The following is a 24,481-nucleotide window of genomic DNA, read 5'->3' as shown; positions in this document are numbered from 1 at the left end:
TAGCCGCTTTCTTTTGCCTACTTTTCTTTGCGGCGGCAAAGAAAAGTAGGTGCCGCCCCGCACAGGGGCAACGCTTGAACTGCAGACACCGTAACGCGGATGCCAGCGAAAACACAAGCAAACCACCCCAACGTCGCCAGACAAAACCAAAACCTAAACCTTGCACACTTCATACAGCGCATTCAACCTGCGCACAGGATCCGCAACAAAAGGATTCGTCTCATCCCACGCATAACCGGCCAGCACGGCGCTGATCATGCGCCGAATCCCTGGTGTTTGTTCGGGATAGAAGATGATGTCCTGCAACTCGCCGGTATACCAGCGCTCGACGAACGCGCGAAACGTATCGATCCCCTTGCGCAGCGGAACATCATAAGCAGACTGCCAGTCAACACTCTCGCCAGCAAACTGACGCTCAAGCGTCCCAACAGCAAGATGCGCGGAGCGCAAAGCAATAGTCACACCCGACGAAAACACCGGATCAAGAAACTCACCCGCATTCCCGAGCAATGCAAACCCAGGCCCATGCAGTCGTTCGACATTCGCCGAATACCCGCCAATATGCCGCACCGGCATCAAAAACGGCGCATTGCCAATCAGACGGTTCAGCGTCGGCTCACTCTGAATCAACGCCCGCAACTTCGCCTCACGCTCGGCCTCGGGCACATCAAGAAACGCAGCCTCCGCCACGCATCCCACCGATGAACGCCCGTTCGCCAACGGAATCATCCAGTACCACACATCCCGATGCTCAGGATGCACAGCAACTGTGATCTTGTTGCGATCGTGCGCGTCGACAGGAATACCATCACGCACATGCGTAAAGATAGCGGCACGCGTCGGCATGCGCGTCGGCGCTTCGAGATTCAGCAGCCGCGGCAGCACGCGACCAAAGCCGCTTGCGTCGAGTACGAAGCGTGCCTGCACCTGATACGCGTTGCCCGCTTCGTCAGATACATCCAGCACGGGCGCGTCGCCCGTCTTCATCGCGCTCACCGTGTGGCCGAAGCGCACGTCGGCGCCCTGCTGCACCGCGCAGCGGATCAGCAGATCGTCGAACGTCGCGCGCTCGACCTGGTAGGTCGTGCCCCAGCCGTCCGAATGCTTGTCGCGAAAGTCGTACGCGCACGACTGGTCGCGATACACGAAGTGCGCGCCGTTCTTGTACTGAAAGCCCGCTTCGACGACCGCCTGCAACATGCCCGCCTCTTCGAGGTAAGCCATGCTCTGCGGCAACAGGCTTTCGCCAATCGAGAAGCGCGGAAAATGCTGGCGCTCGAGCACGAGCACGGAATGCCCTGCCTTGCGCAACAGCGCCGCCGCAACGGCACCCGAAGGTCCCGCTCCGATGATAGCCACGTCTACCGACGCATTCATCGACGAATCCATATTCATTGATCTTCCTTCACATAACGTATTGCGCACGCAACGCTTTCCATCCTTACCAGCGATTACAATGACGCACAATCATCCAGATCAAAAACAATCCAAAGACCATCACCGACCGGGGAATAACGTGCAGTCCACCGAATCATCCAGCGTGACGGACCGCGTACCGAACGTCGTACCCTTCGTACCGGAAACAGCGTTCGGCGTCTGGTTCCTGCGCACCCATACGTGGGAGCACCATGTACTGCGCGTCGCAATCAACGACCTCAAGCGCCTGATCGATACGCCGCTGCCCGCTACACCCGTGATCGTCGACGTCGGCTGCGGACAGGGCATTTCGTTCCGCCTGCTCGCGCAGGCGTTCAAGCCGCAACACATCATCGGCATCGATTTTCATGAGCAGTCGCTCGCACTTGCCAAAGAGTCTGCGCAAGTTTGCCGCCAGCACGCCGACACCCGCGCAACCGGAATCGACGTACTGCACGGCGACTGCGCGAACCTGCCGCTGCCCGATGCGAGCGCCGACATCGTGTTCTGCCATCAGACCTTCCACCATCTCGTCGAACAGGAACGCGCGCTCGCCGAGTTCCGCCGCGTGCTGAAACCGGGCGGCGTGCTGCTGTTCGCCGAATCGACGGATGCCTACATCAAGTCGTGGGTGATCCGCCTGCTGTTTCGTCATCCGATGCATGTGCAAAAAAGCGCCGACGGCTATCTCGACATGATCCGTCGCGGCGGCTTCACATTCGGCGCGCACAACGTCTCGCTGCCGTATTTGTGGTGGAGCCGCGCCAAGGACTTCGGCCTGCTCGAACGTCTGCACATCTACACGCCGAAACCCGGCAAGCGGCGCGAAACGCTCGTCAACGTCGCGGCCATAAAAACAGATTGATGGCATCGAGCGGCTGCATCGCAGATCGGCGCTGCAGCCGTCCCAAGCATTAAGCCATTACTTCTTCAGCGTCACCACATCACCCTTCAACGCGACACCAGCAATCACCGCGCCCGCACCGCAGGTGAACTCCGTTGCGCTCTCGCGCACTTCGTTCTTGTAGTTGCTCTTGATGTTGATGACGGCGTTGCCGCCTTCCTTGCGCGCGCGATCCTGCAGCTCGATCACGGCCGACAGGAACACGTGCTGGCACGCCGTCTCGTCGCTTTTGCCGAACGCGTTGGTCTTCTTGTTCGTTGCGAACTCGCCGTAGCTCTTCACGACGCCCGGATGCTTCTGCCCCGCGAAATACAGCGGGATATCGTCGCCAACTTTGCCCGGCTCGCTCGCGAGCGCGGCGGCGACGGGATAGCTCTCGACGCTGTCGCGCGCGAAGGCGTGCGAGGCGAGGCATGCGACGACAGCTGCGCAGATCAGGTGACGCTTCATGGTTATGACCCTCGTGGTTGGAATTGTTATTGCGTTTCGAGCATCACGACATCACCGCGCACCGCGAGTGTCGATCCATTCAGGCTCGCGCCGCAAGTAAACTCGGTCGAAGAAGCCGATTCGTTATGCTGAAAGCGCGTCCTGACGTCGACGACGGCGTTCGCGTGCTGCGTGCGCGCATAGTCGCGCAGTTCCTGCACCGCCTTTTCCAGCGCAATACTGCAGTTGGCCTCCGGGCTGTTTTCCACCTTGCGCAGCACACGTACGGCAAATTCCTTATTGCCGTACGACTGCTTGACGGGCGCATGCGTCTGGTTGCCGAAGTAAAGCGCGACGTCTTGCCCGTTCTGCGTCTGGACCGCAGCCGGCATCGGCAGCGATTTGATTTTGGTCGTGCAACCGGCCTGCGTCAGCACGACGGCAGCCACCAGCCCCAGTGCGATTTTCGTTTTCATTGTTCGACTTCCCGTTTTAGTTGTTTATTCTGCGTACTGCTGCTTGCTTCGCTTACCTGCTTGCCTGTGATTGAGCCCGACAGGCGGCGGTCACATCCTTGCGAACATCAGGCTCGCGCAACTGCCGCCAAAGCCGAACGACACCGACAACGCGCTATTCATCTGCGCTTCGCGCGTCGCCTGCACGAGCGGCATGGACTGCGCGAGCGGTTCGAGATGCTCGATGCCCGTGGTCCCCGCGATAAAACCGTCACGCATCATCAGCAGCGTGTAGATCGCTTCGTGCGCGCCGCATGCGCCGAGCGGATGCCCCGTCAAACCCTTCGTCGACGAAAACGGCGGCACGTCGTTACCGAACACCGCTTGCAGCGCGCGCAGTTCTTCGATGTCGCCAAGCGGCGTCGATGGCGCGTGCGCGTTCACGTAGTCCGGACGCGTGCCCGCTTCGTCGAGCGCCGCCTGCATCGCGCGCGCGATGCCCTGCGCGTGCGGCGTCACCATGCCCGCGCCGTCGGTGCTGTGGCCAAAGCCCGTCACCTCCGCGTAGATGCGCGCGCCGCGCGCGAGCGCATGGTCGAGCGCTTCGAGCACGAGCACACCGCCGCCCGACGCGATCACGAAGCCGTCGCGCGCGGTGTCGTACGGACGCGACGCGCGCACGGGCGTGTCGTTGAAATGGCGCGACAACGCATGCATCGCGTCGAACATCAGCGTCATGTTGTCGTGCAGGCATTCGCTGCCACCCGCGAGCACGACCTGTTGACGCCCCGTCTGAATCAACTGCATCGCCTGGCCGATTGCGAGCGCCGACGTCGTGCAGGCCGACGACGGCGAATACGTGACGCCTTCGATCCCGAACACCTGCGCGACATTCGCCGACGCCGTGCTGCTCATCGCCTGCGGTACCGTATACGGTGGCGTTTTCTCGACGCCGCGCAGATTGGCCACCACCATCGCGTCGTCGTACGCCGACATCGTGCCCACGCCCGAACCGATCACAGCGCCGACGTCAGGCGAACGCAGCGACGCGAGGTCGAGGCCCGCATCGTCGATCGCCTTGCGCGCCGCGTGACAGGCGAAGCGCGCGGTGTCGCCCATGAAGCGTTCGAGCTTGCGTTCGAACGGCGGCTCGCCCACCACCGACGCCACGCCCGCGACCTGCGTGCCGAAGCCGCGCTCGCGCCACGCATCGACGCGCGTGATGCCGCTGCGCCCTGCGCGCAGCGCGTCGCTCACGTCGTCGAGCGTATTGCCGATGCACGACACGATGCCCATGCCCGTGACGACGACACGCTGCAAGCCTTGCGAACGACTACGGCTCATCGAATGCGCCTGAAAATCAACGACGTATTGATGCCGCCAAACGCGAAGTTGTTGCTCATCACATAGTCGGCGTCGATGCTGCGCGCTTCGCCCATGATGTAATCGAGCGGCGCGCACGCGGGATCGACTTCCGTGAGATTGAGCGTCGGCGCGTACCAGTTGCGCTTCATCATCTCGATCGTCCACCACGCTTCGAGCGCGCCGCACGCGCCGAGCGTATGGCCGACGTAGCTCTTCAGCGAGGAAATCGGCGTGCGCTCGCCGAAGGTTTGCGCCGTTGCCTGGCTTTCCGCGATGTCGCCGCGATCCGTCGACGTGCCATGCGCGTTCACATACGCAATCGCGTCCGCGTCGAGCTTCGCGTCTTCCAGCGCGAGCTGCATCGCGCGCGCCATCGTGGCCGCCGTCGGCTGCGTCATGTGCGCGCCATCCGAATTGCAGCCGAAGCCGACGATCTCCGCATGAATCGTCGCGCCACGCGCCTTCGCATGTTCGTATTCTTCGAGCACGAGTGTGGCCGCGCCCTCGCCGACCACGAGACCGTCGCGCTTCGCGTCGAACGGACGCGGCGTCAGATGCGGCTCGTCGTTGCGCGTGCTGGTTGCATACAGCGTATCGAACACGGCGACAGCCGGCCCCGACAACTCTTCCGCGCCGCCCGCGAGCATCAATGTCTGCTTGCCCGTCGCGATCGCTTCATACGCGTAGCCGATCGCCTGGCTGCCCGACGCGCACGCCGACGAGGTCGGCACGATGCGGCCTTTCAGGTCCCAGAACAGACTCACGTTGACGGCCGTCGTGTGCGGCATCATCTGCACGTAGCTGTTCGACGTGACGTTGGCCATCGACCCCGTTTCGAGCATCGTGCCGAATGCGCGGATCGGTTCGACGGAACCCGACGACGAGCCGTACGCGACGCCCATGCGGCCGTCCTTGATCGATTCATCGTTTGCGAGGCCCGCGTCGGCGAGCGCCAGTTCGCTCGCGCGCACCGCGTACATCGACACCGCGCCCATCGAACGCGTCTTCTTGCGCGGCCAGTCAGCGGGTTGAGCGAACGCGGGCAGCGGCGCCGCGAGGCGCGTATGCAGCGACTCGAAGTAGTCCCACTCCGGCATGCGCCGCACCGCATTGCGGCCCGCCTTCAACGCGGCTTCGATTTCGTCCCAGCGGCTGCCGAGCGCCGTGACGCCGCCCATGCCCGTAATGACGACCCGCTTCATCAGATCATCCCGCCATTGACGCCGATCACCTGGCGCGTCACGTACGAGGCCGCATCCGACATCAGGAAGCTGACCACCGCCGCGACTTCAGCCGGTTGACCGACACGGTTCATCGGCACGGTCTTCAGTGCGTGTTCGAGCGGCATGTCATCGAGCATGCCCGTTTCGATCAGCCCCGGCGCCACGCAGTTGACCGTGATGCTGCGCGACGCGAGTTCGACGGCGAGCGCCTTCGACGCGCCGATCAGCCCCGCTTTTGCCGCGCTGTAGTTGACCTGCCCACGGTTGCCGATCACGCCCGACACCGACGCGATCGTCACGATCCGGCCGCCCTTCTTCGCGCGGACCATCGGCATCGTCAGCGGATGCACCACGTTATAGAACGCGTCGAGACCCGTTTCGATTACGACGTCCCAGTCTTCGTCGGTGAGCGCGGGAAAGGCTGCGTCGCGCGTCACGCCCGCGCTGCACACGATGCCGTAGTACGGGCCGTGCGCAGCGACGTCCGCTTCGAGCACTTCGCGGCACACCGCGCGCTCGCGCACGTCGAACTGCAGCACACGCGCCGAGCCGCCTTGCGCGGCGATGCCCGCCGTGACGGCCTCGGCTTCCGTGCGGCCCGTGCGGCAATGCACGGACACCGCGAAGCCGTCCGCTGCCAGTTGATATGCAATCGCGCGGCCAATGCCGCGGCTGGCGCCCGTAACCAGAACTCGCCGGCTCATGAACTGATACTCCCTTCGATGAACGTCTGAAAATCGCCCGGTTGAAAGACCTTGATGACAGCGTCCGCGCAACGCGCGCCGTCATGATCGATCGTGCATTCGTAGGCGCTGTGGCCTGCGTCGCTGCGCAGCACTTCCTGCACGCTGATCGTCAGCCGCGCGTCGCGCGCAAATGCGCTCACGTGCGCCTTGTAGCTGCGCGTGCCGAGCAGCACGCCAGGACGCGCGCGGCCACCCGCACGCATCGCGAGCAGCGCAATATGCGCGGCGACGCCCTGAGCCATCAGCTCGATGCCGATCCATGCAGGCATCGCGCCGTTTTCGTCCGCGTACCATGCGTCGCCGCGCACGGTCGCGTATGCCGTCAATGCTTCGTCACCGCATGCGCTCACGCCATCGACGAGCAGCATCGTGCCGCGATGCGGCAGGATCGTGTCGATGGGTGGAAAGGCTTCGCTGGTCTCAGGTGTGGCCGTCATGTCGTTATGTTTTTTGCTGCGTGCGTTCGCGCCGTTCAGCGCGCCAGTATCAAGCTGACGTTGCTGCCGCCGAACGCGAACGAATTGCTCATCACGTATTGCGCGCCGTCGCGCGGAATGCGCCGCTCGTCCTGCACGAGATCGAGTTCGGGCAACGCCGGGTCGGCTTCGCCATCCCATCGATGGCGCGGCATCGCGACGTCGCCGCGCGCGAGCGTGAGCCACGCGAAGCCCAGCTCCGTCGCGCCCGCCGCGCCGAGCTGGTGCCCCGTGAGCGGCTTCGTGCCGCTCGCGGGCACGCCGTGCGCGAACACGCGCGACATCAGATGCGCTTCCATGTCGTCGTTCTTGCGCGTAGCCGTCGCGTGCAGATTCACATACGCGATCGCCGACGGCTCGACGCCCGCGTCCTTCAGCGCCGCGCGCAACGCAAGCTCGCCGCCGATGCCCTGCGGGTCCGGCGCCGACACATGATGCGCGTCGCTCGATTCGCCTGCGCCCGCAAGGCGCACTTCACCTTCCTCGCGCGTCATCAGGAACACGGTGGCGCCCTCGCCGACATTGATGCCGTTGCGGTTGCGGCTCATCGGATTGGTGCGCGTCACGCTCGTCGATTCGAGCGACGCAAAGCCCTGCACCGTCAGCTCGCATAGCGAATCGACACCGCCGACGATCATCGCGTCGCATACGCCCAGTTGCAGTAAACGGCGCGCCGACACGAAGGCTTTAGCGCTTGACGTGCAAGCCGTCGAAATCGTGAACGCGGGTCCTTGCACATTCAACGCGGCGGCTGCGAACGGCGCGGCGGTGCCGATCTCCATCTGCCGGTAGTTGAAGTTGTCGGGTAACTCGCCCGCTTGCGCCTGGTGCACGAAGGCAACCTCGGCCGCGTCGATGCCCGATGTGCTCGTGCCGAGCACGACGCCGATCCGATGCGAGCCGTAGCGCTCGCGCGCCGCCTCGATCTCGGGACCAATCTGTTCGAGCGCCGCGAGCAGCATGCGGTTGTTGCGGCAATCGAAGCGCTTGAGCGTCGCAGGGAGCGCGATGTCGAGCGGCGTCGACACGCGGCCGACGTACGCATCGCCGATGCCCGTGTGCATCAATCCCATACCGGGCGATTGCGCGGCTTCGAGCGCGGGCACGATCGAAGTGACGTCGCCGCCGAGCGCATTGACCATGCCGAGCGCATGCAGATAAACGGGTGACAGCGTCATGCGACTCTCCTTCTTCCAGGCGGCATGCCGATCGGCGCAAGCAGCACCGACACGAGAATGCCGAGCGCCAGCGTGGCGCCAAAACTCTTCAATGCGGGCATCGCGCTTAAGGCCAGCATGCCGAACGACAGCAGCGTGGTCGCCGCCGACAGCAGCACGCCCGTCCACACCGCGCCGAGATCGGCGTGATCGCGCAGACAGCCTTCGCGCAGGAATACCGCATAGTTTGCGCCAACGCCGAGCACGAGCATCAGCGCGAGGCAGTTGAACAGATTGAGCGGCACACGCGCGTAGCCGAACGCGGCGAGCGTCACGCCGATGGCGAGCAGCACGGGCAGCGTCGTCGCGATGCCGCCACGCGGCGTATAGCGCACCATCAGCAGAATCAGCACGAGTAGCAGCGCGCCCGCAAGCCAGATGCCGCTGTCGAGGCGATACGCGCCGAACAGCTTCGAGACGCTCGCGGCCTTGTCGACGAATACGACGCCATCGACGGAATGCGCCGCGCCGATCAACGCGGCGACGTTTTGCGGCGTCACGCGCTGCGGAATCACGATCGCCGCGTAGCCGTGCTCACCGCGTGCGTCCACCGCGCCCAGCCACAGATGGCGATACGGTTGCGACCAGGGCGCAGCGAGCCAGCGCTCGACCGTCAAAGGCGCTGCGTTCGACTTCGCGTAAGCAGCGAGCCATGCATCCGCAATTTCGTCGCGAAAGCCCGCTTGCAGCAGCATCGAACGAAGCGCGGCGGGATCGTTGAACACGTGCTGCGCGAGCACGTTGCGCGTGTCGGCCTGGCGTTGCGCCGACGGCACGAACTGCGTCACCGATTGCCAGCCATTCACCGCTTTCGCGCCGCTCAATGCATCGAGCTTCGCGCCGAGCGCTTCCGCGCGCTGCAACACGGCTTCCTGCGACTGCCCACGCACGACGAAGAACTGCGCAGTGTTATCGACGCCAATCGCATTGCGCACCTGATCTTCCTGCGCGACGAGCGCGGGATCGCGCTGGATCAGCAGATGGATATCGTCGTCGCTCGTGAGGCGCAGCCAGCCTGGAATCGCGATCAGCACGAGCACGCCCGCGACGATCCACGCGCGCCGCCCGCCGATGGCCGCGTGCCAGCGTTCGAGCAGCGTCGCGGCGCGCATGAAGAGACGCCGCTGGGCGTGCTTCGGCCCCTTGACGAGCAGCACGGGCAGCAGCCACAGCACGGACGCGAACGCGGTGCAGATGCCGACGATCGCAAAGCACGCAATCTGCTTGAGCGCCGGGAACGGCACCCACGCGAGGATCGCGTAGCCGAGCAGGCTCGTCGCGAGCGCAACCGTCAGCGGGGGCCGCACCGAGCGTGCGCCCTGCCGGGCATTCCAGCCACGCTGTGCGCCGAGATAGACGACGAAATATTGAATCGAATAGTCGACGGCCTCGCCGATCAGGCTCGCGCCGAACACGAGCGTCAACAGATGCAGCTTGCCGAACACGAGCATCGTGACGGCGAGCGCGCAAACAATGCCGAGTGCCGTCGACACGAAGCCGAACAGCAACAGACGCGGCGAACGGAACACCCACAGCATCAGCAGCGCGATACCGCACGCGGACGCGATGCCGATCAGATGCACTTCGCGCTCCGACGCGCTGCGCGCCGATTCCGCATAGAACACGGCGCCCGTGCGCGCGACACTCGCGTCGGGATAGCTCGAGTTCAGCGTTGCTTGCGCCTGCGCAACGGCCGACAGCACCTCGCGCTGCGTCTGCGATTCGTACGCCGAACCGGGCAGCGTCGTGACGACGAGCACGCTCGTCAGGTCGCCGCGATGCGCGACGAGCATGTTGTCTTCGAGATCGAGATTCGAAGTGGCGAGCGGCAAGGCGCTCAGGAAGTGTTCGAGCCAGCCGAACGGATCGTCGGCGAGTTGCGTGGCGAGTGGGCCGCGCACCGGGTTGTAGATGCGCTGCATCAGCGCATCGTGCAGCGATGCCGTGTTATTTGCGACGGCGTCGCGATCTTCGCGCGTCAACAGGCCGAAGCGATACGGCATGTACAACCCGCCGATCTGCGACATGTCGAAGGGCGGCAACTCCGCCGTCACCGACGCGAACGCACCGCTCTTCTGCAACGCCGCGCCGAACTGTTTCGCCGCCGCTTTCGCGCGCGCGTCGTCCTTGCTCGTCACCAGAAACACCGTGCGATCGCCGAGCGCGTTGGCGAGCGTATCGACGGCTTTTTCAGCGACGGGATCGGCTTCCGTCGCGGGCAGGAGCGCGAGCAGATTCGTCTCCAGCGGCGACGGCCCAATGAAACGAAAGACGCAGTACAGCGACGCGACGAGCGCGAGCACGAGCCATGTGGCTCTGATGCCCCACAACTGCGTCTTGGTCCACTGTCGCGCCATCAGCATCATTGTGCTCCAAGCAACGTGCGCTCGCCGGGCGCGAGATCGTTGATCGCTTCGCTCTTCGCGAACTCGATTTGCGTGACGTCGCCGTTAGCCAGCGTGATACGCAGCGTCTGCAGGAATTCACCGCCCGTCATCTGCAAGCCCTTGATCGACTGCGCGAGCTGCGGCTGGTTCGGCTTCAGTTCGAGCTTCCATTGCGACGGCGTGCCTTGCGCGTCGACATCGAACTGCGAATAGAGCGCGGACAGATCGCCGCCGAGCATCGCGCGCATCATCTTCGATACCTGTGCGACACCGCGCACGCCCTGCGCGCTCTTTGTATTGACGCGCTTACCGTTCGAGTCGACTTCACTGACGCCTGCGTCGGTGATCACATACGTTGCCTTGTACGGCGTATCGACGCGCCAGATCACGCCGCGCTCACGGAAAAACACGAGCGTGCCCGTGCTCACCAAAGGCTGCTTCATCGCGGACAGCGTCTGTGTCTGCGTGAACTGCGCGCGCACGCCCTTCGCTTGCGCAAGACGCGACGCGACCTGCGAGACGAGCGCGGGGTTGCCGTTTTGCGCTTGAGACTGCGTCTGCTGTGTCGCCGCGTATGAACTCACGCTCACCACAGCAAGCAACGCAGCTATCAGCGTAACGCGTAATGTCAGCGTGCCCATGCGCGCTCCAGCTTTTCGAACACGACAGACGGCGACACGAATTGCGTTTCCTGCGTCGCGGCATCGATCGCGACCTGGATCGTGTAGCCCTTCGTCAACCGCGTGCCCGTCGCGCAATCGACGATTTCGTAGCCTATTTTCAGGCGGTTTTCGAATTCGAGCAGCTCCGTGCGCACGTCGATCCGCTGGCCGTATGTCGCGGGCCGCACGTACTTCAGATGCGCCTCGACGATCGGCCACAAATAGCCCGACGCCTGCATCTCGCGGTAATCGTAGTCGAACGCACGCAACAGCGCGGCGCGGCCGATCTCGAAGTACTTCAGGTAATGGCCATGCCAGCAGACGTTCATCGCGTCGACATCATGAAACGGCACTTCGACGATCGCGCTCGCCTTCAACGTCTTGCCCGGGTGGCGTTCATTCATGATGCGCGCCTCCTTCAACCAGGGCGCAATCGGCAATGCGCGCCGTCAACGCGCGCAGATCGCTTTCGAGCGCGCGGTCTTCGTCGACGAACGGCGACATCGCGGCCACCTCTTGAGCGAATGCACGCAGCGGCGCGGGCACGGTCGTCTCACCGTTGATGCGCACACGCAGCTTCAGCGCCTGCACGGTGGCGAGCGTATGCGCGGCCGCGACCTGCTCCGTCAGTTCGAGCACGCGCAGGCAATCGCGCGCGGCGATCGTGCCCATGCTGACCTTGTCCTGGTTGTGCGCTTCCGTCGAACGCGAGAACACGCTCGCGGGCATCGTGTGCTTCAGCGCTTCCGCCGTCCACGCCGACGACGAAATCTGCACCGCCTTGAAACCGTGATTGATCGGCGCGCGCGCCGAGGTCGCGCCCGTCAGGTTGCGCGGCAAGCTGTTGTTGAACTTGTCGTCGACGATCAGCGCGAGTTGCCGGTCCATCAGATCGGCGAGATTGGCGACGGCCGTCTTCAACGCGTCCATCGCGAATGCGATATGCCCGCCGTAGAAGTTGCCGCCGTGCAGTACGCGCTCGCCGTCCGGGTCGATCAGCGGATTGTCGTTCGCGCTGTTCAGTTCGTTCTCGACGTCGCGCCGAACCCACGACAATGCATCGACCGCAACGCCGATCACATGCGGCGCGCAGCGGATCGAATAGCGATCCTGCAAACGATGGCCCGGCGTATCGTCGCGGCCCGCGAGGTCCGCGCGAATCCACGCGGCGGCTTCGGCCTGGCCCGCGTGCGGTTTCGCTTCGAAGATCATCGCGTCGAAGTGCGCGGCGCGGCCATCGAGTGCAACCGTCGACAGCGCCGTCAAACGCGAGGCAAGACGCGAGAGATGTTCGGCACGCGCGAACGCGAGACACGCGAGGCCCGTCATCACGGCCGTGCCGTTCATCAGCGCGAGGCCTTCCTTCGGCGCGAGCGTCAGCGGCGCATGGCCAAGCTGCGCCCACACGCCGGCGGCATCGCGCAGCGTGCCGTCGAACATCACGTCGCGTTCGCCGACGAGCGCCGCCGCCACGTACGACAGCGGCGTCAGATCGCCGCTCGCGCCGACCGAGCCTTCCGACGGAATGCGCGGCAGCACGCGATGATTGATCAGATCGGCGAGCCGTTCCAGCAGCACGGGGCGCACGCCGGAAAAGCCGTACGCCAGCGAGTTCAGACGCGCGGCGATCACGGCGAGCGCTTGTGCATCGTCGAGATATGCGCCCATTCCGCAGCCGTGATAGCGCGTCAGTTGCAGCGGCAAGGCTTCGACGAGTTCCATCGGCACATCGACGACGCACGCGTCGCCATAACCCGTGTTCACGCCGTACACCGTTTCGCCCGCGGCGAGATGACGGCGCAGAAAATCCGCGCCGCGCTGGATGCGCGAGCGCCAGGCGGGATCGCCGCTCAGTGCGACGCTCGCACGTCCCTTCGCAATCGCGACGACCTCTTCGATCGACAGCTTGCGCCCGCCGATTACCACCGCGCGCGGCGTTGCCGTGTGCGCAGCGCGTGCGTGCGCATCGTCGATCAGATCATGTTCCGACATTCGCGTCTCCGTGTGGGATGCCACCCGTTATCGTCTTTCGGGGGCGCGCCCAGAAATCGAAGAAATTGAACCATTGATAAGGTGCCTTGCGGCAATAGTGCTCGAGGCGCGACGCATAGCGCTGCGCCCAGGCGGCGATATGCTGTGCGCGTTCGCGGCGCGGCAGGTCGATGCGCTCGGCGAACGGCTCGAAGTACAGGCGGTAGCGCTCGCGATTTCGCTCGTCGCGCTCTTTCAGGCAGAAGAACAGATACACCGGACAGCCGAGCGCATGCGCGAGCACATACGGCCCTTGCGCGAACGGCGCCGTCGCACCGAGGAATTGTGCATCGGTCGTGCGGCCCGATTCGCGCGCGGGCACTCGGTCGCCGACGATCACCAGCAGCTCGCCCGCGTCGATGCGCTCCTGCATCATCATCGACGTCTCGGGTCCGAAGTCGCTGACTTGCATGAGCCGCTTCGCGAACTCGCTGTTCGCCGTCGACAGCACGCTGTTGAAGCGCTTCGCGTGCTCCGTATAGACGATGGCCGTGACCTTCGCGTGGCCGCCGTTCACGGCGAGCGCGCGCGTCATTTCGAGGTTGCCGAGATGCGCGCCGATCACGAGCGCGCCGCGGCCGCTCGCGACGAGCGCGTCGAACGCGGACGAATCGTCGAAGATCACGTCGTTCGAATCGATGCGGCCCGACCAGGCGGCGAGCTTGTCGAGACCCGATTGCGCGAACGCGAGCATGTGCCGGTATGCGGAGCGCCAGCCCGGACGCGGCGTGCGCTCGCCTTGCGCAGCCTGTTCGAGATGTGTGAAGTACGTGCGAGAAGCAGAGCGCGCAGCGCGGCCCGTCATCAGAAAATACGCGACGATAGGATGCAACCACAGCGCGGTGAAGCGCATGCCGAACAGCTTGCAACTGAGCGCAAGCAGCGTCATGCCAAGGCGGCTGCCGCGCTCTGCCATGCGCCACCATTTCGCGTTGTCGCCATGCGAATTCGAAGCGGCGGACTTGCGCGGCATGAACTTGTGCGCGAGCAGCATCGGCAGACGCAGCAGCATCCCGCACACAAGGCGCGTATGACTTGCGCTGATGCGCACGTTGTCCCACAGCACGTCGAAGTGCGACACGCCGTCCATCGCGTACGTGACGCGCGTCGGAATCGCGCGGAACGCGAGGCGCCGCCAGTACAGCCGCACGAGAATCTCGATGTCGAAGTCCATGCGCGTCGGCAGATCCACGCTGTCGATCAGCGCGCATGCGGCGTCGAGCGGATACAGACGGAAGCCGCACATCGAATCGCGGATCGTCAGCGACAGCGTTTCGATCCATACCCACACATGCGTCAGATAGCGGCCATAAAGGCGCGACTTCGGCACGCTCTCGTCGTAGACAGGCCGGCCGAGAATCACAGCGCCCGGCTCGGCGCGCGCGGCATCGAGGAAAAGCGGCACGTCGTTCGCATCGTGCTGGCCGTCCGCGTCGATCTGCAAGGCGTGCGTATAGCCCGCTCGCTTCGCCGCGCGCAGTCCCGCCATCACGGCCGCGCCCTTGCCGCCGTTGACGGGCAGGCGCAGCAGCGTCATCTGCTCGCGATGCTGGCAAGCGAGCTTCGCGAGCACGGCTTGCGTCGGTTCATCGCTGCCGTCGTCGACGACGAAGATCGGCAATCCGTGCACGGCAAGACGCTCGACGGTGCCGCCGATCGCGTCCTTGTGGTTGTAGATCGGAATGACGATGCACGCGTTGAAACCTGCGTCGCTCATGCGCGCTCCCGATACACGATCACGCCCGACGAACTGTCGCGGCCATCGACGCGAAACGCGAACAGCACGCGCCGCCGCGCGGCATCGTGCGACAGCTTCAGGTCGAGCACGGCGCCCGGCATCACGGGCGCGGTGAATTTCAGGCGATCGACGGATTCGATCTCGCGCACGCCCGTCACGTGCGCGGCGGCAAGGCGAATCGCCCAGTCGAGCTGCACGACGCCGGGAAGGATCGGCAGGCCGGGAAAGTGGCCTTTTAAATGAACGAGCGTTGGCGGCACGCGCAGTTCGTAATGCACGTCGTCGCCGTTGCGCGCTTCGGACAGCAGTTCGAAGCCGTCGTCGCGCGGCTCGAAAGCGGCGGCCACGGCGGCGGCGGGCAGCTTGCCGCGCGCGTCGAACGGCAGCGCAATGCGAAAGCGCCAGTGACGCGGCAGCACGACCACGTCGAAATAGGCGGCGAGATGGCGGCGCAAGGTCTTCGCGAGCGCGACGCGCCCCTCGTTGCGCAGCGCCGCGCTGCCCGCATCGTTGAGCGCGACCACCGCGCCGAGACGTTCGCGCGACGCGCCCGCGAGTGGCACCACGGCCGCCTGCGCGACATACGGATGCAACGCGAGACGCGCTTCGACTTCGGGTAGCGACACGCGCTTACCGTCGAGCTTGATCACGCGGTCGAGGCGTCCCTGTAGACGGAAGCGGCCGTCGTCGTCGAACACGATGGCGTCGTCGGTGCGATGCCAGTCGTCGTGGCCCAGATGCGGCGAGCGCACGTTCAGCGCACCGTCTTCGCCGCGCTGAACGTGTACGCCGTTGACGGGCCGCCATGCCGACGTCTCGTTCTGACGACGCCACGCAATACCGCCCGTTTCCGTGCTGCCGTAGATTTCGATCGGCGCGCTGCCGAAAGCGGCGGCGTATTCAGCGGCGGATTCGGCGGAAAGCGGCCCGCCCGACGAGAAAAACGCGCGCGGCACGGGCGTCAAAGCCGCGAAGCCCGGCATCGCGGGCCAGCGCGACAGTTGCGCGGGCGTCGACACGACCACGGCCGCGCCGCATTGCCCGATACGCGACTGCACGTGTTGCGGCTCGATGCAGACGGCGCGATCGAACGCGCGTCCGGCCGCGAGCGGCCACATGACGCGAAACAGCAAACCGTAGATGTGATGATGCGGAACGCTCGCGAGCATCGTCGCATCGCCGACGAGTTCGCCCCATTCGCGTTCCAGCGTGTGCACTTCGGCGTCGAACTGCGCGAGCGTCTTGTGGATCGGCTTCGGCGAGCCGCTGCTGCCCGATGTGTAGAGCGTGAGCGGCGCGTTGGGATCTATTTTTAAAGGCGTTTCGGCGCATGCCTGCGTTGCGGCATGTGCACGGACGTCGGCGTCCGTCAGCACGGCGTCGTAGGCATCCGCGAGATCGGCGAGATAGCCGGGCGTCGCGTTCGCCGGAATCACGGGCGTCTTGCCGCAGGCGAAAAGCGCGTACAGCGCGCACGCGAAATCGAAGGGATCGTCGATGCACAGCGCGTAGCGGTGCGCCGGTGTTTCGCGCAGTTGCAAAGCGATGGCGAAGACGCGCGCGCGAAACGCTGCGAAATCGATTGTGTGGTTTGCTTCGTCGCCACGGCAGACGGGCACGTGCCCAGCGCGCTCGCACGATAGCAGATCGTGCAGCGCGATCATGCCGCCTCCGAGCGTCGCACGCGCGGCAGGATCACGAGATACCGCCACGCAATTTCGCCGGCCAGCAACAGGCCGATAAGACCGTAAGCAATCGCGCCGTTATACAGCGACCACGCTTCGCGCGGCCAGTAGAGCGCGGTGTCGAGAGAGAACACGCCATTCGCGAGGAAGAACGCGCACCAGATCTGCGTCACGCGGCGCGTGTGGCGGATCGCCGGCTCGCTCAGATTGGGCGTGCCGATGCGTGCGAATTTCTCGATCATCGTCGGGCCGCGCACGAGCGTTGCGCCGAACGCGATCAGCAAACCGAGATTCACCAGCGACGGATAAATGCGCAGCAACAGTTCGCTATTGGTCCACACGATGGCGGCGGAAGCGATGCTCAGCATGAACGCCACTGCCCAGTCGACCCGCGTGAGCTTGCGCAGCGACGCGCCGAACGCGCCCGTGCCCGCGCAGCGCTGCAGCCACAACAGCGCAAACAGCAGGCAACCGACGAAGCGCGGCGCGTCCCAGAACCACGCGCACAGAATGACAGCGGGGTATGCGAGCTTCGCGAGCACACCCAGCGCGAAGCCCGCCCAGCTACGCGGGCGCTCGCCGTCGTTCGTTGCCTGCACGGCTGCTGGCGTTGCAGCTTGCGTGGCGCCCGGCGCCTGACTATCGTCCGAGGCGCCCTGCGCGTGCGAACGTTGCGTGTGCATCAGCCCTGCGCCGCGAGCAGCGACTCGACAGCCGCGATCACGTCGCCAACCGTGCGCACCGACTTGAACTCCTCCGGCTTGATCCGGCGGCCCGTCATCTCCTGCAGCTTGATCGCGAGATCGACGGCGTCGATGCTGTCCAGATCGAGCTCTTCGAACAGGTGCGCTTCGGGCGTCACGCGTTCGGGCTCGATGGCGAAGTTCTCTTTGAAGATGGCGCGGATGCGCTCAAGAATCTCGGTGTCGGTCACGGTCATTCCCCTTTCTTTGTGGTATCGCCCGATTCATGCGCAAGCTCGCGCTGGCTCGCCACCAGCGCCGCAAGTGTATTGATCGAGCGGAAGTGCTCTCGCGTGCGTTCGTCATTCGCCGCGATCGTCAATTGATAGTGTTTGCGCAGCACGATGCCGATTTCGAGTGCGTCGATCGAATCGAGACCGATGCCGTCGGTATCGAAGAGCGGCGCATCGTCATCGATGTCGGCGGGCGTCAGGTCTTCCAGATCGAGTGCTTCGATCAGAAGCTGTTTGATTTCAAGCTTTAAAGAATCCATAGTCGAACAGGTGCTGGGTGATATGTGCTTCGATGGCGCTCGTCACCGTGCGAGCGGCCAGCGCGGGCGGTTCGTCGTGCGCCGCGAGCGCGTCTGCGCCGAGCGGCTCGAGCACGTTGACGCGCATGCGGAACGCACGCTCGGGCACGTTGTACCAGCGCATGCCCTTCGTAAAAGCGGGTGGATCGCAATCCATCAGTACCGGCAGGATCGGCGCGCCGGACTTGAGCGCCATGTGCGCGAAACCGCGCGAAAACGCATGCATCCGGTTGCGCGCCGGGCTGCGCGTGCCTTCCGGAAAAATGATCATCGTGTAGCCGCGCTCAAGCTGCCGCGCGCCCGCTTCGACGAGATCGATCGGATCGGCGTTGCTCACGTATTCGGCCGCGCGCACGACGCCCCAGAAAAACGGGTTGCCCCAGTGCGCGCTCTTGACGACGCAGCACGCGCGCGGCGTCAGCGACAGCAGCACCATCACGTCCAGCCACGTCGGATGATTCGCGACCACGATGGCCGGGTCGTTGTCCTTGCGACGCAGCGCAGCAACGCCGTGCGCATCGAGTTCCATCACGCCGGCCCACTTCAGCACGGCGACGAGCGCGCGAAAGAACGCGTGAATGATCGCGGTGATCGCGCGCTGCTTCGACGCGCGATGCGGCCAGATCCACGCGATCGGAAACAGGATCAGCGAAAAGCCGAGCCCGCAGATGCCGAACGCCGTGAATGCGAGCGCCGTCGCGACGAGGCGCCAGTGGTAGTCAAGCCACGCCTTCATCCCAGCTCCATTCCCAGACCGCGTATTCGCCGCGCCATTGCGCAGCTGCATGCGTGTCGAGGCAGTGATGCACAGCCTGACTCTGGGTTGCAAAGAGAGTGCCCGCGCCTTCGGGCGGTGCCTTGCCGTCGGCGACGGCCGTGCGCGAACAGGACAGGTGGCCCGCCGGTGCTTCGTCCAGCAGGATCGCGACCGCGCCGCCCTGCACTTCTTCTTCGATCGTGCCGTAGCCGGGATCGGCCGGTTCGTCGGCGTAGACGAGCAGCACGGGCGTCGAGGTGTCGGTGGCGTATTGCGCGTGCGCTTCGAGCAGCGCGTAGCCGAGCGTCTCCGCACCGGCGGACAGCGCGCTCGCAGCCGTGCGGTCGCCGCGCGAAATGCCGAACACGCCCGTCATCGCGTTGAGCACGGAAAGACTGAAGGCCGTTGGCGACACCGGCTCGCCCGCGCTGATGTTGCGCAGGATGTCGGTGGTGCGGCGCAGCTCGCCGTGGCGCGACGCGAATACGATGCGCACGTTCGGCCGGTCGGCGGCGCAATCATGCGCGACTTTCAGCGCGATACGCGACAGCGTGCTCAGGCGACGCCGCACCATCGGCTCGATAAAGCCAATATCGGGTGCGGCGGCTGCGACGGCAGGCCAGGAAGACCAGCGAGCAACCGGAATAGTCCAGTGCAGATCGGGCATATCGGTGTTCGCGCGTGAAGGCTGCTGACGCCAGAGGCGCGCTCGCCATCGACAGCACGTGAAGCGCGCTACTCCGGGGCGAGGCGCTGCGCCAGTTCGGTGAGTCCACTTTTATTTTAAGGAGTCACCCAAATAACGGCACGCACCGGTGATTATTTAGGGGCGGGACGCCAAAACAGGTTTTCGTCTGGTCATTACGTAGACCGCCCGAAATGATACAGAGCATTCTGGCCGAAATCAGCCAGAAAAGACGTATCTATCTGTATCCGTCTCGTGCGCGCGACGGAAGCGTTCCCATGCCTTGCGCAGCCCGTCCGGGCAGCCTTTCGCCCGGCCTGACCGCGCGCCAGCACGCCAGGCATTCACGCGGTTTGTAACGCTTCCATTCGCGTTGGCAGCGCGCGACGGATCCGTAAAAAAAACGATAATCGCGCCCGATTTTGCAATGACTTGCTGTAAGTGAACCAACGGCGAACGTAAGTAGCGCGGAGTCTTCGCCTTTGCGCAAGCTGCCGTGCTATACTCCGCCCCTCATTGGGGAGTAGCCGCCCCGCTTCATGCCCGCGCAACGGCCCAGCTTCTGGCCGGCGAGCGCAGCGCGCATGATTTGCGGGGGCGCCTGTCAACAGACTTGGCCGTATTGGCCATGGCAGACGCAGCCTCTGGCCTGGCGAGACCGATGATCCACCGCCGCTTTAGGGCCCGGCGCGTTGTGGGTCGTCGCTCGCACACATCTCGGCCCGGGGAATCTATCAAAACGTGGAACAAGCCTTTCTGATCTCGACGGGCGCGGTCGCGCTGGCTGAAATCGGCGACAAGACCCAATTGCTGTCGCTCGTCCTCGCCGCCCGCTACCGCAAACCGCTGCCCATCATTCTCGGCGTGCTCGTCGCGACGCTGATCAACCATGCGGGCGCCGGCGCGCTCGGCGCCTGGCTCGGCTCGCTCGTCACGCCGACCGTGATGCGCTGGGCGCTGGCGGCATCTTTCATTGGTATGGGCTTGTGGATTCTCGTGCCCGACAAGCTCGACGACGCCGAAGCGAACACGAACCGCACGCACTTCGGCGTGTTCGGCGCAACCGTGGTCACGTTCTTTCTCGCCGAAATGGGCGACAAGACGCAGATCGCGACGGTCGCGCTCGCCGCGCGCTTCCATGATTTCTTCGGTGTCGTCGCAGGCACGACGCTCGGCATGATGCTGGCGAACGTGCCGGCGATCCTGCTCGGCGACCGCTTCGCGCACAAGCTGCCGACCAAACTCGTGCACGGGATCGCTGCAGTCATGTTCGTCGTGCTCGGCACAATGGCGTTGATGGGCATCGGCGTCTGACCGTCTGTCGGGTCATCCGGCAATCGCTCCGGTAAAAAGCAACAGCCGCATCGCTCACACGATGCGGCCGTTTTTTTATGGACAGCGCGTAATGAACCGCTTCCTGAACCGCGCTTATTGAACCGTCTTTGCACCCGAGGCTGGCACCGGCGGCGCGGCATTGTCCGCCGTCACTTCGTTCGAAATCCCGCCCTTCCCGTCGACGGGCAGCTTGACGGTGCGCACCACGCCGTTGCCCATCGGGAAATCGGACATCGCGCTGCGCGCCAGATACGGCATCGCGGCGATCAGCGAAGACTGCTCGTCCGTGTTGCGCGCCGTCACGTTATACAGTTCCTTGCCCGTCGCGCGATCCGTAATGCGGATGCCGAGCAGATGCGTGTACACGGGATAACTCTGGTTCACATAGCTCGGCGAGTACGGGCCCCACGGACCCCATGGGCCCCACGGGTCGAACGGACGGCCCCAGTAGTACGGGCCGGGCCACGCGCTGTAGTAATAGACGGGCTGCGCAACCGTTACGGTATCCGAGCGCATGCCATACGCGAGCGCGACCAGATAGTGCGCCTGGCGCTCGTCGGTCTGTCGGAACGCATGCGTCGCGAGTTCGTTTGCGACGATCTGTTCGTAGGTGGCCTGCTCAAGACTGTTCGTTTGCTCAGCCGTGCGCGCAAACGCGTAAGTGCGCGTCGCGTCGCTGCCGCTCCAGTCGGAAAAAGCCGTCACCTGCGAGGTCACATAGGTCGTGCAGCCAGCCAGCAGCGTGGCGAATGCCGCAAGCACGAGTGCGGCGTGGCGGGTCAATCGGTCGAGCTTCATGGTCGTCCTCATTGGTATCGTCGCTCGCGCCTGCCGCGCGAGCGGCCCGATAATACGCTGACCGGACAAGGCGGTAAAAAGTTCTATCCGCACGATCAGCCTAGGCTTTGTACAATGGTCCGATCACCCGGCGCGCATCTACCAGTATGGATATAACGCGCCGGCTTCGAGCTTATTCCCGACACGACACCATGGCCGATACCGAAACGCCTCAAGTGATCCGCCGCGCCGACTACGCGCCGCCCGCTTTTCTCATCGATACCGTCGCGCTCGAGTTCGATCTCGTGCCCGAGCGTACGGTCGTCAGGAATACGATGCGCATCCGCCGCAATCCCGACGCGGTGCGCGCCACGCATCTCGAACTGATGGGCGAGGCCCTGCAGTTCGTCGAGGCATCGATCGACGGCAAGCCGTATGCCAACGTCCACGCGCACGAGCACGGCCTCACTGTCGACAACGTACCCGATTCGTTCGAGCTGACGCTGACGGGCATCTGCAATGCCGCAGCGAACACGACGCTGTCGGGCCTGTATGTGTCGAGCGGCAACTTCTTCACGCAATGCGAGGCGGAAGGCTTCCGGCGCATCACGTGGTTCCTCGACCGCCCGGATGTGATGGCGACCTACACGGTCACGCTGCGCGCCGACAAGGCCGCGTACCCGGTGCTGCTGTCCAACGGCAACCTGCTCGAAGAAGGCGACCTGCCCGACGGCCGCCACTTCGCGCGCTGGGAAGATCCGTTCAGGAAACCGAGCTATCTGTTCGCGCTCGTCGCGGGCAAGCTGGTCGCGCTGGAGGAACGCGTGAAGTCCGGCTCGGGCAAGGAAAAGCTGCTGCAGGTCTGGGTCGAGCCGCACGATCTCGACAAAACGCGTCACGCAATGGATTCGCTGATCCACTCGATCCGCTGGGACGAAGAGCGTTTCGGCCTGGAGCTCGACCTGGACCGCTTCATGATCGTCGCCGTGAGCGACTTCAACATGGGCGCAATGGAGAACAAAGGCCTTAATATCTTCAACACGAAGTACGTGTTGGCCAATCCCGAAACGGCGACGGACACCGACTTCTCGAACATCGAAGCCGTGGTCGGCCACGAGTACTTCCATAACTGGACGGGCAACCGCGTCACCTGCCGCGACTGGTTCCAGCTGAGTCTGAAGGAAGGGCTGACCGTGTTCCGCGACCAGGAGTTTTCCGCGGATATGGCAAGCGGCGGCAGCACGGTCGAGAATCAGGCGGCACGCGCGACCAAGCGTATCGAAGACGTGCGCGTGCTGCGTCAGATGCAGTTCGCCGAGGATGCCGGTCCGATGGCGCACCCGGTGCGCCCGGAAAGCTACGTCGAGATCAACAACTTCTACACGATGACCGTCTACGAGAAGGGCTCGGAAGTCGTGCGGATGTATCAGACGCTGTTCGGACGCGAAGGCTTCCGGCGCGGCATGGACCTGTACTTCAAGCGCCACGACGGCCAGGCCGTCACCTGCGACGACTTCCGTCACGCGATGGCCGACGCGAACGGTCGCGACCTCGCCAAGTATGAACGCTGGTACAGCCAGGCGGGCACGCCGCGCATCACGGTCGACACGCACTATGACGCGTCGCAAAAGCGCTACACGATGACGCTCACGCAGGGCTACGGCGATGCCGCGGCGGCAGCGCGTGACACGCAGAAGGGTCCGTTGCTGATTCCGTTCGCGATCGGCCTGATCGGCGACGACGGCAACGACATGCCGCTGCGCCTCGAAGGCGAGGCGTCGGCGTCGCCGCACACCACGCGCGTGCTCGAATTCACGGAGAAGGAACAGAGCTTCACGTTCGTCGATGTGGCCGAAAAGCCGCTGCCGTCGCTGCTGCGCAATTTCTCGGCGCCTGTCGTCGTCGAATACGACTACACGGACGATGAACTCGCGTTCCTGCTCGCGCATGACAGCGATCCGTTCAACCGCTGGGAAGCTGGCCAGCGTCTCGCGACGCGCGAGCTGCTGACGCTCGCCGAACACGCGGCAACGGGCAAGGCGCTGGAACTCGACGATACCGTCGTCGCCGCGTTCGGCCGCGTGCTGAACGACGAGACGCTGTCGCCCGCGTTCCGCGAACTCGCGCTGATGCTGCCGTCGGAAGCGTATCTCGCCGAGCAGATGGACGAGTCGAATCCCGCCGCCGTGCACAGCGCGCGCCAGTTCGTGCGCAAGCGTCTCGCGTCGACGCTCAAGGGCGACTGGCTCGCGGTCCACGAACGGCATCAGACGCCGGGCGCCTATGAACCGACGCCAGAAGCAGGCGGGCATCGCGCGCTGAAGAATCTGGCGCTCGCCTATCTCGCCGAACTCGACGATCCCGCCGACGCCGTGCGCCTCGCGAAAGCGCAGTACGACGCAGCGAACAACATGACAGATCGGGCGGCGGCGCTATCCGCGTTGCTGACGGCGGCTGCGTCGAACGGCGGCGCGGCAGCCGCAGACGCACTCGACGACTTCTATCGCCGCTTCGAGAACGAGCCGCTCGTGATCGACAAATGGTTCGCGCTGCAGGCAATGCAGCGCGGCACGAAAGCGCGACCCGTTATCGAGATCGTGCGCAAGCTGATGGCGCATCCTGCGTTCACCCTGAAGAACCCGAATCGCGCCCGCTCACTGATCTTCAGCTTCTGCTCGGCGAACCCGGCGCAGTTCCACGCGGCAGACGGCTCGGGCTATGCATTCTGGGCCGAGCAGGTGATCGCGCTCGACGCGCTGAATCCGCAAGTCGCGGCGCGCCTCGCCCGCGCGCTGGAACTATGGCGGCGCTTCACGCCGGCGTTGCGCGACCAGATGCGCGCGGCACTGGAAAAGGTCGCCGCGCAGGCGAAATCGCGCGACGTGCGCGAAATCGTCGAGAAGGCTTTGGCCTGATTT

At 64.6% G+C, this 24,481-nt stretch carries 23 protein-coding genes and 1 riboswitch; of the genes, 3 read left to right on the top strand and 20 right to left on the bottom strand.

The features are described from left to right. Window positions 1-153 precede the first annotated feature (153 nt). Window positions 154-1,395: an NAD(P)/FAD-dependent oxidoreductase gene (locus SB822_RS41975; protein ID WP_090838029.1), complete on the bottom strand. Its 1,242-nt coding sequence runs from the start codon at window positions 1,393-1,395 to the stop codon at window positions 154-156. A gap of 121 nt (window positions 1,396-1,516) precedes the next feature. On the opposite strand from SB822_RS41975, the gene SB822_RS41970 reads away from it, so the two are divergent. Next, complete coding sequence (locus SB822_RS41970; RefSeq protein ID WP_090838031.1) at window positions 1,517-2,281, top strand: class I SAM-dependent methyltransferase; 765 nt, start codon at window positions 1,517-1,519, stop codon at window positions 2,279-2,281. A 57-nt stretch (window positions 2,282-2,338) separates the two neighbouring features. On the opposite strand, the gene SB822_RS41965 is transcribed toward SB822_RS41970, so the two are convergent. The 18 genes from SB822_RS41965 to SB822_RS41880 form a co-directional block, all read right to left on the bottom strand. After that, window positions 2,339-2,770: an excinuclease ABC subunit A gene (locus SB822_RS41965; protein ID WP_007578114.1), complete on the bottom strand. Its 432-nt coding sequence runs from the start codon at window positions 2,768-2,770 to the stop codon at window positions 2,339-2,341. Window positions 2,771-2,796: 26 nt separating this feature from the next. Continuing rightward, the gene (locus tag SB822_RS41960; RefSeq protein ID WP_007578115.1) at window positions 2,797-3,225 is read right to left on the bottom strand and encodes a hypothetical protein; all 429 of its coding nucleotides are present in this window, start codon (window positions 3,223-3,225) and stop codon (window positions 2,797-2,799) included. Window positions 3,226-3,315: 90 nt separating this feature from the next. Beyond that, window positions 3,316-4,548, bottom strand: a complete 1,233-nt coding sequence (locus tag SB822_RS41955) for a beta-ketoacyl-[acyl-carrier-protein] synthase family protein (RefSeq protein ID WP_007578116.1) — start codon at window positions 4,546-4,548, stop codon at window positions 3,316-3,318. Beyond that, window positions 4,545-5,771, bottom strand: coding sequence for a beta-ketoacyl-ACP synthase (locus SB822_RS41950; protein WP_090838033.1), 1,227 nt, complete (start codon window positions 5,769-5,771; stop codon window positions 4,545-4,547). Before SB822_RS41950 ends, SB822_RS41955 begins: the two co-directional genes overlap by 4 nt. After that, complete coding sequence (locus tag SB822_RS41945; RefSeq protein ID WP_007744134.1) at window positions 5,771-6,496, bottom strand: 3-ketoacyl-ACP reductase FabG2; 726 nt, start codon at window positions 6,494-6,496, stop codon at window positions 5,771-5,773. Before SB822_RS41945 ends, SB822_RS41950 begins: the two co-directional genes overlap by 1 nt. Next, window positions 6,493-6,975 (bottom strand): hotdog family protein, encoded by a 483-nt coding sequence (locus tag SB822_RS41940; RefSeq protein WP_007744135.1) that lies wholly within the window; start codon window positions 6,973-6,975, stop codon window positions 6,493-6,495. Before SB822_RS41940 ends, SB822_RS41945 begins: the two co-directional genes overlap by 4 nt. 35 nt (window positions 6,976-7,010) lie before the next feature. After that, window positions 7,011-8,192, bottom strand: a complete 1,182-nt coding sequence (locus SB822_RS41935) for a beta-ketoacyl-[acyl-carrier-protein] synthase family protein (protein WP_090838035.1) — start codon at window positions 8,190-8,192, stop codon at window positions 7,011-7,013. Further along, the gene (locus SB822_RS41930) at window positions 8,189-10,594 is read right to left on the bottom strand and encodes an MMPL family transporter (protein ID WP_090838102.1); all 2,406 of its coding nucleotides are present in this window, start codon (window positions 10,592-10,594) and stop codon (window positions 8,189-8,191) included. Before SB822_RS41930 ends, SB822_RS41935 begins: the two co-directional genes overlap by 4 nt. Then, the gene (locus SB822_RS41925) at window positions 10,594-11,259 is read right to left on the bottom strand and encodes a LolA family protein (RefSeq protein ID WP_090838037.1); all 666 of its coding nucleotides are present in this window, start codon (window positions 11,257-11,259) and stop codon (window positions 10,594-10,596) included. The genes SB822_RS41930 and SB822_RS41925 overlap by 1 nt, the downstream gene beginning before the upstream one ends. Next, entirely contained in the window at window positions 11,247-11,684 is a 438-nt protein-coding gene (locus tag SB822_RS41920) for an acyl-CoA thioesterase (RefSeq protein WP_090838039.1), read from the bottom strand. The genes SB822_RS41925 and SB822_RS41920 overlap by 13 nt, the downstream gene beginning before the upstream one ends. Further along, entirely contained in the window at window positions 11,677-13,272 is a 1,596-nt protein-coding gene (gene hutH / locus SB822_RS41915) for a histidine ammonia-lyase (protein ID WP_090838042.1), read from the bottom strand. The genes SB822_RS41920 and hutH overlap by 8 nt, the downstream gene beginning before the upstream one ends. Further along, window positions 13,259-15,028 (bottom strand): glycosyltransferase family 2 protein, encoded by a 1,770-nt coding sequence (locus SB822_RS41910; protein WP_090838044.1) that lies wholly within the window; start codon window positions 15,026-15,028, stop codon window positions 13,259-13,261. The genes hutH and SB822_RS41910 overlap by 14 nt, the downstream gene beginning before the upstream one ends. After that, window positions 15,025-16,713, bottom strand: coding sequence for an AMP-binding protein (locus SB822_RS41905; RefSeq protein WP_410857453.1), 1,689 nt, complete (start codon window positions 16,711-16,713; stop codon window positions 15,025-15,027). The genes SB822_RS41910 and SB822_RS41905 overlap by 4 nt, the downstream gene beginning before the upstream one ends. Then, window positions 16,710-17,417: a hypothetical protein gene (locus SB822_RS41900; RefSeq protein WP_410857452.1), complete on the bottom strand. Its 708-nt coding sequence runs from the start codon at window positions 17,415-17,417 to the stop codon at window positions 16,710-16,712. Before SB822_RS41900 ends, SB822_RS41905 begins: the two co-directional genes overlap by 4 nt. Continuing rightward, a complete protein-coding gene (locus tag SB822_RS41895; RefSeq protein WP_007578129.1) occupies window positions 17,417-17,668 on the bottom strand; it encodes an acyl carrier protein in 252 nt (83 codons plus the stop codon). The genes SB822_RS41900 and SB822_RS41895 overlap by 1 nt, the downstream gene beginning before the upstream one ends. 2 nt (window positions 17,669-17,670) lie before the next feature. Beyond that, window positions 17,671-17,970 carry a phosphopantetheine-binding protein gene (locus tag SB822_RS41890; RefSeq protein WP_007578130.1) on the bottom strand — a complete coding sequence of 100 codons (300 nt, stop codon included), beginning with the start codon at window positions 17,968-17,970 and terminating at the stop codon, window positions 17,671-17,673. Further along, window positions 17,951-18,745, bottom strand: coding sequence for a lysophospholipid acyltransferase family protein (locus tag SB822_RS41885; RefSeq protein WP_007578131.1), 795 nt, complete (start codon window positions 18,743-18,745; stop codon window positions 17,951-17,953). The genes SB822_RS41890 and SB822_RS41885 overlap by 20 nt, the downstream gene beginning before the upstream one ends. Next, entirely contained in the window at window positions 18,729-19,433 is a 705-nt protein-coding gene (locus SB822_RS41880) for a beta-ketoacyl synthase chain length factor (RefSeq protein WP_090838049.1), read from the bottom strand. The genes SB822_RS41885 and SB822_RS41880 overlap by 17 nt, the downstream gene beginning before the upstream one ends. 524 nt (window positions 19,434-19,957) lie before the next feature. Further along, a riboswitch (yybP-ykoY riboswitch) is annotated at window positions 19,958-20,137 on the top strand. 55 nt (window positions 20,138-20,192) lie between these two features. Between SB822_RS41880 and SB822_RS41875 the strand changes: the two genes are divergently transcribed. Continuing rightward, complete coding sequence (locus SB822_RS41875) at window positions 20,193-20,765, top strand: TMEM165/GDT1 family protein (RefSeq protein WP_007578133.1); 573 nt, start codon at window positions 20,193-20,195, stop codon at window positions 20,763-20,765. Between the two features lie 114 nt (window positions 20,766-20,879). Here the strand turns inward: SB822_RS41875 and SB822_RS41870 are convergent, their stop codons facing one another. Beyond that, window positions 20,880-21,584, bottom strand: coding sequence for a DUF4136 domain-containing protein (locus SB822_RS41870; protein WP_090838051.1), 705 nt, complete (start codon window positions 21,582-21,584; stop codon window positions 20,880-20,882). 191 nt (window positions 21,585-21,775) lie between these two features. Between SB822_RS41870 and pepN the strand changes: the two genes are divergently transcribed. Next, window positions 21,776-24,478 (top strand): aminopeptidase N, encoded by a 2,703-nt coding sequence (gene pepN, locus SB822_RS41865; protein WP_090838052.1) that lies wholly within the window; start codon window positions 21,776-21,778, stop codon window positions 24,476-24,478. The last annotated feature ends 3 nt before the right edge of the window (window positions 24,479-24,481 follow it).

This window comes from Paraburkholderia sp. SIMBA_054 (assembly GCF_046534875.1).
In the GTDB taxonomy this organism is placed as follows: Bacteria; Pseudomonadota; Gammaproteobacteria; order Burkholderiales; family Burkholderiaceae; genus Paraburkholderia; species Paraburkholderia hospita.
The sequence above is the reverse complement of the archived record's forward strand: the minus strand, read 5'-3'. Positions and strand labels throughout refer to the sequence as shown.

Excerpts from the sequence above, each read along its gene's own strand:
- SB822_RS41975 (WP_090838029.1), bottom strand. The coding sequence starts at position 1,395 with ATGAATATGGATTCGTCGATGAATGCGTCGGTAGACGTGGCTATCATC.
- SB822_RS41965 (WP_007578114.1), bottom strand. The coding sequence starts at position 2,770 with ATGAAGCGTCACCTGATCTGCGCAGCTGTCGTCGCATGCCTCGCCTCG.
- SB822_RS41960 (WP_007578115.1), bottom strand. The coding sequence starts at position 3,225 with ATGAAAACGAAAATCGCACTGGGGCTGGTGGCTGCCGTCGTGCTGACG.
- SB822_RS41955 (WP_007578116.1), bottom strand. The coding sequence starts at position 4,548 with ATGAGCCGTAGTCGTTCGCAAGGCTTGCAGCGTGTCGTCGTCACGGGC.
- SB822_RS41950 (WP_090838033.1), bottom strand. The coding sequence starts at position 5,771 with ATGAAGCGGGTCGTCATTACGGGCATGGGCGGCGTCACGGCGCTCGGC.
- SB822_RS41945 (WP_007744134.1), bottom strand. The coding sequence starts at position 6,496 with ATGAGCCGGCGAGTTCTGGTTACGGGCGCCAGCCGCGGCATTGGCCGC.
- SB822_RS41940 (WP_007744135.1), bottom strand. The coding sequence starts at position 6,975 with ATGACGGCCACACCTGAGACCAGCGAAGCCTTTCCACCCATCGACACG.
- SB822_RS41935 (WP_090838035.1), bottom strand. The coding sequence starts at position 8,192 with ATGACGCTGTCACCCGTTTATCTGCATGCGCTCGGCATGGTCAATGCG.
- SB822_RS41930 (WP_090838102.1), bottom strand. The coding sequence starts at position 10,594 with ATGCTGATGGCGCGACAGTGGACCAAGACGCAGTTGTGGGGCATCAGA.
- SB822_RS41925 (WP_090838037.1), bottom strand. The coding sequence starts at position 11,259 with ATGGGCACGCTGACATTACGCGTTACGCTGATAGCTGCGTTGCTTGCT.
- SB822_RS41920 (WP_090838039.1), bottom strand. The coding sequence starts at position 11,684 with ATGAATGAACGCCACCCGGGCAAGACGTTGAAGGCGAGCGCGATCGTC.
- hutH (WP_090838042.1), bottom strand. The coding sequence starts at position 13,272 with ATGTCGGAACATGATCTGATCGACGATGCGCACGCACGCGCTGCGCAC.
- SB822_RS41910 (WP_090838044.1), bottom strand. The coding sequence starts at position 15,028 with ATGAGCGACGCAGGTTTCAACGCGTGCATCGTCATTCCGATCTACAAC.
- SB822_RS41905 (WP_410857453.1), bottom strand. The coding sequence starts at position 16,713 with ATGATCGCGCTGCACGATCTGCTATCGTGCGAGCGCGCTGGGCACGTG.
- SB822_RS41900 (WP_410857452.1), bottom strand. The coding sequence starts at position 17,417 with ATGCACACGCAACGTTCGCACGCGCAGGGCGCCTCGGACGATAGTCAG.
- SB822_RS41890 (WP_007578130.1), bottom strand. The coding sequence starts at position 17,970 with ATGGATTCTTTAAAGCTTGAAATCAAACAGCTTCTGATCGAAGCACTC.
- SB822_RS41885 (WP_007578131.1), bottom strand. The coding sequence starts at position 18,745 with ATGAAGGCGTGGCTTGACTACCACTGGCGCCTCGTCGCGACGGCGCTC.
- SB822_RS41880 (WP_090838049.1), bottom strand. The coding sequence starts at position 19,433 with ATGCCCGATCTGCACTGGACTATTCCGGTTGCTCGCTGGTCTTCCTGG.
- SB822_RS41870 (WP_090838051.1), bottom strand. The coding sequence starts at position 21,584 with ATGAAGCTCGACCGATTGACCCGCCACGCCGCACTCGTGCTTGCGGCA.
- pepN (WP_090838052.1), top strand. The coding sequence starts at position 21,776 with ATGGCCGATACCGAAACGCCTCAAGTGATCCGCCGCGCCGACTACGCG.